This is a genomic window from Kitasatospora sp. NPDC058406 (genome assembly GCF_042722765.1).
Classification (GTDB): domain Bacteria; phylum Actinomycetota; class Actinomycetes; order Streptomycetales; family Streptomycetaceae; genus Kitasatospora.
Genome location: NZ_JBHXKE010000271.1, coordinates 1 through 11,668, shown reverse-complemented (window position 1 = coordinate 11,668; position 11,668 = coordinate 1). Strand labels below are relative to the sequence as shown.

The following is an 11,668-nucleotide window of genomic DNA, read 5'->3' as shown; positions in this document are numbered from 1 at the left end:
CCACCACGCGGTGGCGGCCCGGGGGCGCGCGTCGGCCGGGTACCGGGGCCGGCCGGGGTGCTCGGCTCAGCCGGTCTTCTCGACCCGGGCGGCCCAGCGCTGCTCGACGTTGCTGATGCGCCAGTAGCCGAGGGCGCAGGCCCAGACCACGACGAACAGTCCGACGATGACGTAGCCGACGTTGTCGAGACTGATCTCGGCGATCCAGGTACTGACCGGGTCGGTGAGGTCGAGTTTCTCGTGCAGGACGGAGACCAGCTCGATGGTGCCGATCAGGAAGGCGACGGCGATGGAGAGGCCGGTGATGGTGAGGTTGTAGTAGACCTTGCGCACGGGGTTGGAGAACGCCCAGTGGTAGGCGAAGTTCATGAAGGTGCCGTCGAGGGTGTCGAACAGGCTCATGCCGCAGGCGAAGAGCAGCGGCAGGCAGAGGATGGCGTACCAGGGCAGGCCGGAGGCGGCGCCGGATCCGGCCATCACCATCAGGGCGACCTCGGTCGCGGTGTCGAAGCCGAGGCCGAAGAGCACGCCCAGCGGGTACATCTGGCCGGGGCGGGTGATGGACTTGGTGAGGCGGCCGAGGATCCGGTTCATGAAGCCGCGCTCGTCGAGGTGCTTCTCCAGCTGCCGCTCGTCGAACTGCCCGGCCCGCATGGCCTTGTAGACCTTGTAGATGCCGGCGAGCGCGAACAGGTTGAGCGCCGCGATCAGGTAGAGGAAGGTGCCGGAGACGCTGGTGCCGATCACGCCGAGCACACCGTGGACGCTGGATTCCTCGTCGACGAGGGTGCCGGCGAACTGGGCGCCGCCGGCGACCAGGGCGGCCATCGCCATGACGATGCTGGAGTGGCCGAGCGCGAACCAGAAGCCGACCGAGATCGGGCGCTGCCCGTCCGCCATCAGCTTGCGGGTGGTGTTGTCGATGGCGGCGATGTGGTCGGCGTCGAAGGCGTGCCGCATGCCGAGGGTGTAGGCGGTGACGCCGAGTCCGACGCCGAAGACCTGGGTGCCGACGGTGTAGTCGTTGGGCGCGACCAGCAGGAACAGCGTGCCGAAGGCGACCACGTGCATGGCGGCGATGACGCCCAGCAGGACCGCGGTGCGGACGGTGTCCCGGCGCTGCCAGCGGGGCGGCTGGGCGAGTGTCGTTCCGGGGGACTCATTGGTCAGGGACATGGGCGGGCAGCCTCTCCAGCTCCTCGATGGGGGGCACCCCCGGGTGAGGTCGGGGGAGTCGTGCACGCCGTGGCCGGTCTCCTGGCTCTGGGTGGACGGCTCCGCCCGCGTCCGGGCAGGGCCGAGCGCGTCCCTGACTCGTCTTCCCGGCGCCGTGCGGCACCGGTGACTGCCCGCGTGCGCGGACCCGGCAGGGACGCTCCCCGTTCACAGTGGCGAGGGCCGCTCCGGACTGGCTCCCGAAGGAGCGTCACCGGTCTTCCCGAGCACCACGGCGGGACCACCGTAGGGGCATGCCGCACTTCTCGACAAGGTTGCGCAGTTGCGCATATGTTGCAATAACGCAACGTGGCGGCATGCGTACGAGTGGGGGACGGGGTGGCACGGGCGATCGACGACGCCGCGGCACGCGCGGCGGCCGAGGCCGTGGCCGGCCGGGACGGGCTGCGCCGGGCGGCGGCCCGGTTCGCGCTGCTGGCCGAACCGGGGCGGCTGGCCGTGCTGGTGGCCCTGCGCGCGGCCGGGCCGATCCCGGTCTCCGACCTCGCCCTCGCCTGCGGCGTGAGCCCCACCGCCGTCTCGCAGACCCTGCGCCTGCTGCGGGCGTCCGGCGCCGTCACCGCGGTGAAGGAGGGCCGGGTCGTCCGGTACGCACTGGCCGACGAGGCGCTGGGGCACCTCCTCGACGAGGTGCCCCGCGCCGGCGCCTGACGAGCGCCCGGTGACGGGCGGCCGACGGCCGTCCGCCCGGTGTCCTCAGCCGGTGAGCTGGCCCGGTCGGCCCGGCACCCAGAGCGGGGCGGGACCGTCCTGCCGCATGAACCGCGCCGCGTGCTCCTCCAGACACGCGGCCGTAGCCCCCGGGTCGTCGTCGCTCAGCTCGCCCAGGGCGCCCGCGGCGCACCGGGCGCAGGCCAGCACGAGCGCGAGCGTGTCCTGGCGGCGGTGCCGCCCGCGGACGTACGCCTCGCACCGTTCGGCGATGCGCGTGCGGTGGAGTTCCCGCTCGGTCTCGGCGCCGTGGCCGGCGGACGCGGCCTGGACGCCGTGCCAGACGAGGGCGAAGGCGTCGGGTTCGGCCGGGTGGGAGGCGTCGTCCCGCCGGGCCCGCTCGCGGGCCTCGGCGGCCTGCCGGCCCAGCCGGTCGAGCGCCGCCGGGCCGTCCCCGTCGTGCGCCTGGAGGACCAGCTCGGCCGCCCGGTGCACCACCGACTGCAGGACGGCCTCCGCGGGCACCCGCAGCCCGGGCGCCGCCGGGTCGGCGAAGGCCAGCCAGGCGTCCGCGAACGAGGCCGCCCGCATCTGCCACAGCCAGGGCCGGGTGTCGGCCCCGCCGCCCCGCCGCTCCTCGGCCGCAAGCCGGATCAGGCCCGCCGCGGCGAGCTCCGCCGCACCCTCGTCCGGCCGGAGACCGAACAGTCGTCCACTCCTCAACACGCACCCCCGCGTCAGTGACCATCACCTGGTGACGGCACATCCCACCACATCGGAACGCGGACGAACCGGCCCGGGCCGCCGATGAGACCTACGACACGTGGCCGGTCGACTACACCGTGCACTCTCCGGGCGCCGTCGGTGGGCGGTGCCCCGGACGCCCCCGTCACCGTGGGTCACACGCGCCGCGACCGCTCCCCGCCGCGACGCGCTGCGGGAGGCGGCCGTGGCCGTGCTCCGGGACGGTCAGCCGCCGTAGACGCCGACCTCGTGCAGCGAGTAGCCCCAGGAGGTGCCGCGCTGCAGGCCGTGGACGCGGACCTGGCGCGCCGGGACACCGGCGAACCGTGCCGTGTCGAGGCCGCCGTCACCGTCGGCGGTGGCCCAGACGGGCTGCCAGGTCGCGCCGTCGGTGGAGACCTCGATGCGGTAGGACCGTCCGAACGCGCGCTCCCAGTCCAGGGTGACCCGGCCGACCAGGGTGGTGGCCCCGAGGTCGATCCGCAGCCACTGGTCGTCGCTCCAGTCGCTCGCCCAGCGGGTGGCCGTGCTGCCGTCCACGGCCCGGCCGGGTGCGTAGCTCGTGAACGGGTTCCACTCGCTGGAGCTGGCGGCGGCGGGTGCTCCCGCCGCCAGGTTCACGGTGGCCCGGTGCTGTTCGGCCGCGCCCCAGGTGGTGAGGTAGGACTCCGCGCCCCGGAAGAGGTCGTCCACCACGTCCTGGCCGCCGACCAGCCGGACGTCCTCCAGCCAGTCCGGGACGAGGCCGTAGTGGGCGGCGCCGTCGGTGTTGAGGTCCCAGGTGCGGCTGCCGGTGGTCTGACGGTCGATCAGGGAGCCGCCGTCCGCGCTGCGGAACGGGTAGCGCACCGGGTTCGCGGTGTCCGCCCCGCGCGGGCCCGGCCAGCCGCCCACGCCGTTCATGTCGGTGCCGTAGCCGTACCCGACGCGGTACTTGTCGCGCAGTGCGTCGGTGCGCCCCGCCTCCGCGCTGAACCCCTCGGCGCCGTGCATGTACTGGGCGACGAAGCCGCCGAGCCGGTAGACCCGCTCGGTCCAGTCGAGGTCCATCCAGCTGTGCGAGGAGAGGACGCCGGGGTACGACTGCGATTCGAGGACGTCGAAGGCGCGGCCCGCCGCCTTGACGCTCATGTGGTCGACCTCCAGCATCATCTTGCGTTTCATCAGGCCGCGCACGGCGTACTCGCCGAGCTCGGTCAGGCCGCGGGTGTTGCACTGCGCGTCCCCGGCGTACGAGGGGACCGTCACGCCCGGGGGGAGCTGCTGCTGCACGGAGGCCGTCACCGGGGCCAGGCCGATGGGGTTGTCGTGCTGCGGGCCGGTGCACCGCTCGGTCTGCCAGAAGGTGCCGGTCGACAGGAACTGGCCGGCGTTGATCGCCGTGCCGAGGCCGCCCTCGTCGAACCGCACCCCGCACAGCGCGTTGTCGAACTTGTGGCAGAGGAACATGCTGCGGACACCCAGCCGGTGCAGCTCGTCCAGTCCCCGGTCGATGTCGTCGCGGCTGCACTGGGCGACGTCCAGGATCTGCTTGCAGCCGAACGGCTCCGAGGTCTCCACGCCGAGGACGACGGCCAGTTTGCCCTGGCGGACGACCTCGCGGGCCTGCGCGCTGTCGGTGACGATCCGGAACCAGCCCCTGCCCGGTCCGCCGTACATGCGGTCGACGTAGGCCTGGAGGTCGTACGTCTTCTGCGCCTGGAGGCGGATGGAGGTCATCTCGTCGCAGCTGCGGTCCTTGAAGAAGTAGACCGAGCAGATCACCCCGTTGGTGACCAGGTCGTTGACGAGGACCCGCTGGCCGCCGCGCCAGGCGCGTTCGACCCAGGCGTAGTAGTTCTGCTGGTGGGTCAGCGAGTCGTGGGCCGGCCAGTCGGCGAACGTCGGCCAGCCGTCGGGGTCGTGCCGGCCGTCGCCGCCCTTGGTGATGAGGTCGAAGAAGGCGAGCGACCCGTCGGGGTAGTGCTCGGGACAGTCCTTCAGGGCGTCCGCGACGCCGGCCTCCGAGAAGGCCTTGCCGCAGATGAGCCGGCCGCCGAAGGCCTCGTTGGACATCAGGTGGTTGTGCGCGTCGACGAAGCCGCGGACCCTGCCCTGGGCGTCGGTGCCCCGGAAGGGCTCGCCCGTGACGTCGATCCGGGAGTCGGGCGCCGGGCGGGAGGCGGGCTCCCACCAGTCGGCGCCGCTCGCCGCTCCGGGCGCCGGGGAGGCGAGCATCGCGGCGGCGAGGGCGAGGAGGGAGATCAGCAGGGTGACGATTCGTGGCCGGGCGTGGGGGAGTCGGGTCATGGTCACCACTCAGTTCCGGACGAGCGGACGACGCGGTCGAAGGGCCGTCCGCTCGGAGCGCGAGAACCCCGCCGGATCGACTGTCATGTCCCGCGTACTCGGTGTGACGAGAATCGCCACTGTTGGAATCCGCGTCAATAGCTCGGGACGGAACGGGTGGACCGACGGCGGACGGCGGGCAGCCGGAAGGGTGCCCGGCCGGACGTTCCGGCGGGGCACCCTGCTGCCCGGCACGATCAGCCGGCGGTCGCCGCCATGCTCTCGCGCACCGTGACGAGGCACGGGTCGCAGTAACTGTCCGGCAGCCCGGGCTGCCCGTCGGAGCCGCCCGGCACGACGCGCTGACCCGGTTCCAGGAACCGGCCGCAGAGCGACTTCGACGCATCCTCCTTCGCCACGACGTGCCAGACCAGGGACGGCGGGTTCACCGCCGGATCGTGCTCGGCCCACATCTCGTACATGGCACCCTCCCGGAACAGTGGGGTCGGTCCCTCCATGCAATCCCCCGCGGCCCCGGTCGGCCATCGGAGGGGGCCCGGTGGGATGGCGGCACGCCCCGCCGTGCGGCGTTCGGGCGACGGCGCCCCCGTCCGGCCGCCCCGGAGCGGTGCCCGGAAACTCGATGGACGCGGCGGAGCGACGGGTGCAATAGTCCGGGCGTGACCGAGACCACAGGATCCTCCGTGTCCGTATCGCTGGCCGACGGCCTCGTCCTGCGGGAGGCGGGGCCGGCCGACCTGGAGCAGATCGGCGCGCTCCTCACCGAGCGCGGCGAACCGGGGGACGCGCTGGACCACCGCCTGGTGGTCGACGACCCCGACGCCGGGTACCCGTCCTGCGCGGTGGTCGTCGACGGGGACCGGGTGGTCTCCACCGCGACGCTGCTCGACGAGGAGGTCCGCATCGGGAGCGTCCGGCTGCCCGCCGGCCAGGTCGAACTGGTCGCCACCGACTCCGCGTACGAGGGGCGGGGTCTGGTCCGGGCCCTCATGCGGTGGGCGCACGACCGGTCCGCCGCCCGGGGGCACCTCGTCCAGGTGATGATCGGGATTCCGTACTTCTACCGGTTGTTCGGCTACGAGTACGCCATCGACATACCGCGGACGCAGGCCGTGCGGAGCCTGCCGACCGGGGAGGGCACGCCGACCGGGGAGGGCGCGCTGCTGCTCCGTGCCGCCGGACCGGCCGACATCCCGGCCGTGACGGCGCTGCAGGACGCGGCACAGGCCGGGTTCGACGTCGCCGTCGCCCACCCCGAGGCGCGCTGGCGGTGGCTGCTGGAGCACGACGCCAGCAGCCTCCGAGTCCTCGAACGCGCCGGGTCGGTCGCGGCCGTCGGGCGGATCACGCCCCCGGGCGAGCAGATGCTGCTGGCCGAGGCCGCGGCGGTCGACGAGGCGGCGGCGCGGGAGCTGCTCCGCGCCGCCGCCGCCCTGGTGCCCGAGGGCGGGCTGCGGGTCGTCCACCGGGCCGGCACCGTGACCGCCGCCGCCTGGCAGGAGTTCCTCGACGACGGGCCGCGCCGCACGGCGGAGCAGTACTACGTCCGCATCCCGGACGTCGCGGTGCTGCTCGACCGCCTGCGGCCGCTGTTCTGGGAGCGCCTCGCCGCGGCCGGCGTCGACCGCGTCGGCCGGGACGTCGTGATCTCCACCTTCGGCGCCCACTACCGGATCCCGGTCCTCGCGGACGGACTCGGCGAGGTCGTCACCGGCGGCCCCATGCAGGGGCCCGGCCTTGCGAAGGGCGCCGGGGTGGCGCCCGACCAGCTCCCCGCGCTGCTGTTCGGCCCGCACGGCATCGAGGGGCTGGCCCGGATCCGCCCCGACGTCTACGGAACGGACGAGGAGCTGTTCCCGGTGCTGTTCCCGCCGCTCACGGCCGACTTCCTGAGCTACTACCTGCCGTACTGAGGCCCGGACCCGGGCGGTGTGCCGCCCGGACGTCCGCCCGGGGGCGCGTCGGACCGGACTCGCTGCTGCGGACCGGCGCGGGGCGCGCGGCGTCTACGCGACGACCCCGGTCGCCCAGGCGCTGGCGACCGCCGCCTTCGTCCTGGTGGACGCCTTCTGGCCGTTCGTCCTCGCGGTGTGCGCGGCCACCGGTGCCGAGGCGGCCGGACTGGCCGCGCGCAGCCCGCTCATCCGGCATCACGGCGGCGACCGGCCGCAGGAGTTCCGCGCCCTGTCGGCCGGCTGGACGGTACAGGTGGGTACGGTGACCGCCTACCGGCTGCTGGTCCTCGGCAACGCGGTCGCCTTCGCGGCGTCCGCCGCGATCCTGCTGTTCCTGCCGCCGGCCGCGCCGCCGCCGGCCGTCCGCTGGGCGCGGCGCGAGCAGCGGGCATCGGACGCCCGCGCACCGCGGCCCGAGAGCGCGCGGGCGGTCTGACACCCGGGCCGCGACCGCCGTCCCGTCACCCGTTCGGTCCTGCCCGCGAGGCGGTGGGCACGTGCGCCACGAGTGAATGGAACGGCCTGCGAGCAAGGGAGTCGACGTGTACTACAGCAGTGGGAACTACGAGGCGTTCGCCCGCCCCCGCAAGCCGGACGGCGTGGAGCGGAAGAGCGCCTGGTTCGTCGGGGCGGGGCTGGCGTCGCTGGCCGGGGCCGCCTTCCTGGTCCGGGACGGGCAGCTGCCGGGGGAGCGGATCACCGTCCTGGAGCGGCTGAAGCTCCCCGGGGGCGCGCTGGACGGTATCAAGGAGCCCGGCAAGGGCTTCGTGATCCGCGGCGGCCGGGAGCTGGAGGACCACATGGAGTGCCTCTGGGACCTCTTCCGCTCCGTCCCGTCGCTGGAGATCGAGGGCGCCTCCGTCCTCGACGAGTTCTACTGGCTCAACAAGGACGACCCGAACTTCTCGCTCCAGCGGGTGACCGAGCGGCGCGGCGAGGACGCCGGCACCGACGGGCTCTTCGCACTCGACGACCGCGCGCAGAAGGACCTCGTGCGGATCTTCCTCACCACCCACGAGGAACTGGAGGGCAAACGGATCGACGAGGTGTTCGGGCGGGAGTTCCTGGAGAGCAACTTCTGGCTCTACTGGCGCACCATGTTCGCCTTCGAGGAGTGGCACGGCGCCCTGGAGATGAAGCTCTACCTCCACCGCTTCGTCCACCACGTCGGGGGACTGCCGGACCTGTCCGCACTGAAGTTCACCAAGTACAACCAGTACGAGTCGATGGTGCTCCCGCTGACCCGGTGGCTGCTGGACCAGGGCGTGGTCTTCCGCTTCGGGACCGAGGTCACCGACATCGACTTCGACCTCGCCCCGGGGCGCAAGCTGGCGACCAGGATCCACTGGACCGAGGCCGGGCGGCCGGGCGGCGTCGACCTCGGGGCGGACGACCTGGTCCTCACGACCATCGGCTCGCTCACCGAGAACTCCGACAACGGCGACCAGCACACCCCGGCCCGGCTCGACGAGGGCCCCGCCCCGGCCTGGGACCTGTGGCGCCGGATCGCCGCGAAGGACCCCTCCTTCGGGCACCCGGAGGTGTTCTGCGGCAACATCGCGCAGAGCAAGTGGGAGTCGGCGACGGTCACCACCCTCGACCCGCGGATCCCGCGGTACATCCAGAAGGTCGCCAAGCGCGACCCGTTCTCCGGCGGTGTCGTCACCGGTGGCATCGTGACCGCCCGGGACTCCTCCTGGCTGCTCAGCTGGACGGTCAACCGGCAGCCGCACTTCAAGCAGCAGCCGGCGGACCGGATCGTGGTCTGGCTCTACTCGCTCTTCGTGGACCGGCCCGGCGACTTCGTCCGCAAGCCGATGCAGGAGTGCACGGGGGAGGAGATCACCCGGGAGTGGCTGTACCACCTGGGCGTCCCCGTGGAGGAGATTCCCGACCTCGCGGCCGAGGGCGCGCGGTGCGTGCCGGTGATGATGCCGTACGTGACGTCCTTCTTCCTTCCCCGCCATGCCGGGGACCGGCCGGACGTGGTGCCGGAGGGCGCGGTCAACTTCGCCTTCATCGGCCAGTTCGCCGAGACGACCCGGGACACGATCTTCACCACCGAGTACTCCGTCCGCACCGGCATGGAGGCGGCCTACCGTCTCCTCGGCATCGAGCGCGGTGTGCCCGAGGTGTTCAACTCGACCTACGACCTGCGCAAGCTGCTCGCCGCGACGAGCCGGCTGCGCGACGGCGAGCAACTCGACCTTCCGGGGCCGGCGTTCGTGCGCAAGCACCTGCTGCACCGGCTGGACGCGACCGAAGTCGGCGCGCTGCTGGCCGAGTTCGGCCTGATCGCCGAGCCCGAGGAGTAGCCGGCCCGGGCGCGTCCCTGTCCGGCGCGGCCGACCGTACCCCTGCCGAACGGCGGGGGTACGGCGGCTTCGCGGCGGCGGCGACGCCGGTCCGGCGAACGCATCGACCGCACCGGGCACGGTCGGGTAAGCTTTGCATGACTATTTTGACTATTACGGGGGTGGATGATGCAGGGGCTCACCGTCAACGAACTCGTCCGGATGTGGATCGAGGGCTGGATCGTCTCGCGGGGCGCGAGCGACCCCGTGGACGAGCCGTGGGGGTGGACCGTCGACGTCGGACAGAAGGCCCAGGTGTCGCGGCACGTCCTGCCCGAGCCCACCGAGGCCGACGTCCGGAAGATCGTGGCCGGTACCAGCGCGCCGGGGACGTGGCTGAAGCTCTTCGCGGACGACGACACCGTCCGTCCCTGGCTCGGCCCCGGCTGGCAGTTCGACGTGCCGGGCTTCCTGATGACCGTGCCGCTCGCCGCCGAGCGTCCGACGGTGCCGGCCGGCTACGCCCTCACCTCGTGGAGCCGGGGCGGCGTGGTCCGGGTGCTGGTCCGCACCGCCGACGGCCACTTCGCCGCGCGCGGTCAGATCGCCTGCACCGGCGCCACCGCCGTCGCCGACCAGATCGAGACCGCGCCCGAGCACCGCCGGCGCGGTCTGGGCGGCCTGGTGATGCGCACCTTGCAGGACGCCGCCCGCCGGAGCGGGGCCGACACCGGTCTGCTGGTCGCGACCCCGGACGGCCGCGCGCTCTACGCCTCCCTCGGCTGGACCGCCCGCGCCACCATGGCGAGCCTCTACTTCGCCCCGGAGGCCGCCGGCCGCTGACGCCCGACTTCTGACGCCCTGCCGCTGGGGTGCTGCCGCTGACGCCCTGCCGCTGGGGTGCTGCCGCTGACGCCCGGCCGCTGGGGTCCGAGCGCGGGCCGGCCCGGAGCACGTCGGTGCTCCGGGCCGGACACCCGGCCTCACCCCGGGCGGCGGTTCAGCACTGGGGCCGCCTGCCGTGGTTCGCGGCGTGCTTGCGGCGGGCCTTCTTCTTGCGGCGTCGCTTGGACGACATGGCGCCTCCTCCATGGTTCCGACCCCCGACCAACGTCTCACATCACCGGCCCGCCGTCGCGCCGTGCCGGGAGGCGGCCCGGGGTGCACCGCACGGGCGCGGTGGTCCGCCGCGCGGTGGACCACGGCGCACGCGGGAGTCGGTGCGGTGCGGGATCAGGCGCTCTGCCAGAGCGCGGGGGTGTTGGGCGGCTCCCAGCCGGGCTGGGCCTGGTGGCCCTGGAGGCAGCGGTAGGTGCCGCCGCCGTAGGTGACGGTGGCGCCGGCCTGGTAGACGGTGCCCGCCGCCCAGGTGCCGCCGGGGGTGCCGGGACCGGGGCCCGGACCGGGGCCGGGGCCCGGTCCCTGGGAGTCGGTCTTCAGGGTGAGTCCGTAGCCCTGGAGGATGGGGTTGACGGGCTGGAAGTAGGTGGTGCCGCCCTGCGAGCAGTTGCCGGAGCCGCCGGAGGTGACGCCCTGAGCCTGGCTGCCGGAGATGAACGAGCCGCCGGAGTCCCCGGGTTCGGCGCACACGCTGGTGCGGGTGACCCCGGAGACGGTGCCCTCGGCGTAGGTGACGCTGGTGTTGTGCTGCTGGATGGTCCCGCAGTGCCAGCCGGTGGTGGAGCCGGACCGGCAGACGGAGGAGCCGACGGGCTGCAGCACCGAGCCGGTCACCTGGACGTTCCCGCCGGGACCGCTCACGTACGGGGTGGCGGTCCAGCTGCTGTTGGCGGCGACCCACGCCATGTCGTTGCCGGGGAAGACCGAGGCCTGGAAGCTGCCCTGGGAGGCCCGGTTGGACCCGGTGGTGGAGGAGCCGGCACGCCCGCAGTGGCCGGCGGTGGCGAAGCCCTGGGTGGTTCCGCGGGTGATCGCGAAGCCCACGGAGCAGCGGCTGCTGCCGCCGATGTAGTAGGCGTCGCCGCCGCGGATGTCGTAGAGCGGCCGGGGTGTCTCGGTGACCGTCTCCACCCGGACCAGTGCCCGGTCCACGCCGGCCGCCGTGACCAGCCGCTCGGCGGCGCGCGCGTCGGTGGCCTGGAGCACGACGGCGTTGGTGCGCACGTCGACGAACCGTACCGGCGCCGCGACCGCGGTGGTGTGCCCGGCGGCGCGGTCGAGTGCGGCGAGGGTCCGTTCCAGCGTGCCGAGCGGGTGGGTGACGAGGGCGGGGCTGGCGCCGGCCGCCCGGATCGTCTCGGCGTCGGCGGGCCGCGTGGTGGCGACGGTCAGGGTGGCGGCGTCGGGGCCGTCGACCCACGAGCCGGCCCAGGTGCCGCCCAGGCCCTGGGCCAGGGCCGCGGCCCTGGCGCCCGCCCGGGCCTCGTTGGCCAGCCGGGTCCTGGCCCGGTCGGGGGTGAGGCCGAGGTCGCGCTGCAGCGCGGCCAGCACCTCGGGCGGCGCCGCGGACACGCCGAGCGGGTCCGGGGGGGGGGCCGC

10 protein-coding genes are annotated in these 11,668 nt (G+C 73.8%); 5 read left to right on the top strand and 5 right to left on the bottom strand.

Going from position 1 to position 11,668, the window contains the following annotated elements; all coding sequences use genetic code 11:
• Positions 1-66: 66 nt before the first annotated feature.
• A complete protein-coding gene (locus ACFWOG_RS34985) occupies positions 67-1,176 on the bottom strand; it encodes a HoxN/HupN/NixA family nickel/cobalt transporter (RefSeq protein ID WP_329881362.1) in 1,110 nt (369 codons plus the stop codon).
• Positions 1,177-1,554: 378 nt separating this feature from the next.
• Between ACFWOG_RS34985 and ACFWOG_RS34980 the strand changes: the two genes are divergently transcribed.
• Entirely contained in the window at positions 1,555-1,887 is a 333-nt protein-coding gene (locus tag ACFWOG_RS34980; RefSeq protein WP_329881361.1) for a metalloregulator ArsR/SmtB family transcription factor, read from the top strand.
• Positions 1,888-1,932: 45 nt separating this feature from the next.
• On the opposite strand, the gene ACFWOG_RS34975 is transcribed toward ACFWOG_RS34980, so the two are convergent.
• From ACFWOG_RS34975 to ACFWOG_RS34965, 3 genes are all read right to left on the bottom strand, one after another.
• Positions 1,933-2,610, bottom strand: coding sequence for a hypothetical protein (locus ACFWOG_RS34975; protein WP_329951201.1), 678 nt, complete (start codon positions 2,608-2,610; stop codon positions 1,933-1,935).
• A gap of 246 nt (positions 2,611-2,856) precedes the next feature.
• Positions 2,857-4,920 carry a discoidin domain-containing protein gene (locus ACFWOG_RS34970; RefSeq protein ID WP_380363310.1) on the bottom strand — a complete coding sequence of 688 codons (2,064 nt, stop codon included), beginning with the start codon at positions 4,918-4,920 and terminating at the stop codon, positions 2,857-2,859.
• Between the two features lie 236 nt (positions 4,921-5,156).
• Positions 5,157-5,381: a hypothetical protein gene (locus ACFWOG_RS34965; protein WP_329881358.1), complete on the bottom strand. Its 225-nt coding sequence runs from the start codon at positions 5,379-5,381 to the stop codon at positions 5,157-5,159.
• A gap of 198 nt (positions 5,382-5,579) precedes the next feature.
• On the opposite strand from ACFWOG_RS34965, the gene ACFWOG_RS34960 reads away from it, so the two are divergent.
• The 4 genes from ACFWOG_RS34960 (at position 5,580) to ACFWOG_RS34945 (ending at position 10,012) form a co-directional block, all read left to right on the top strand.
• Entirely contained in the window at positions 5,580-6,833 is a 1,254-nt protein-coding gene (locus tag ACFWOG_RS34960; RefSeq protein WP_380363308.1) for a GNAT family N-acetyltransferase, read from the top strand.
• Positions 6,834-6,849: 16 nt separating this feature from the next.
• Entirely contained in the window at positions 6,850-7,311 is a 462-nt protein-coding gene (locus ACFWOG_RS34955; RefSeq protein ID WP_380363306.1) for a hypothetical protein, read from the top strand.
• A gap of 106 nt (positions 7,312-7,417) precedes the next feature.
• Positions 7,418-9,190 (top strand): oleate hydratase, encoded by a 1,773-nt coding sequence (locus tag ACFWOG_RS34950; protein WP_380363304.1) that lies wholly within the window; start codon positions 7,418-7,420, stop codon positions 9,188-9,190.
• Between the two features lie 165 nt (positions 9,191-9,355).
• Complete coding sequence (locus ACFWOG_RS34945) at positions 9,356-10,012, top strand: GNAT family N-acetyltransferase (protein WP_380363302.1); 657 nt, start codon at positions 9,356-9,358, stop codon at positions 10,010-10,012.
• Positions 10,013-10,402: 390 nt separating this feature from the next.
• Here the strand turns inward: ACFWOG_RS34945 and ACFWOG_RS34940 are convergent.
• On the bottom strand, positions 10,403-11,668 hold a 1,266-nt coding region (locus tag ACFWOG_RS34940; RefSeq protein ID WP_380363300.1), incomplete at its 5' end, for a carbohydrate-binding protein.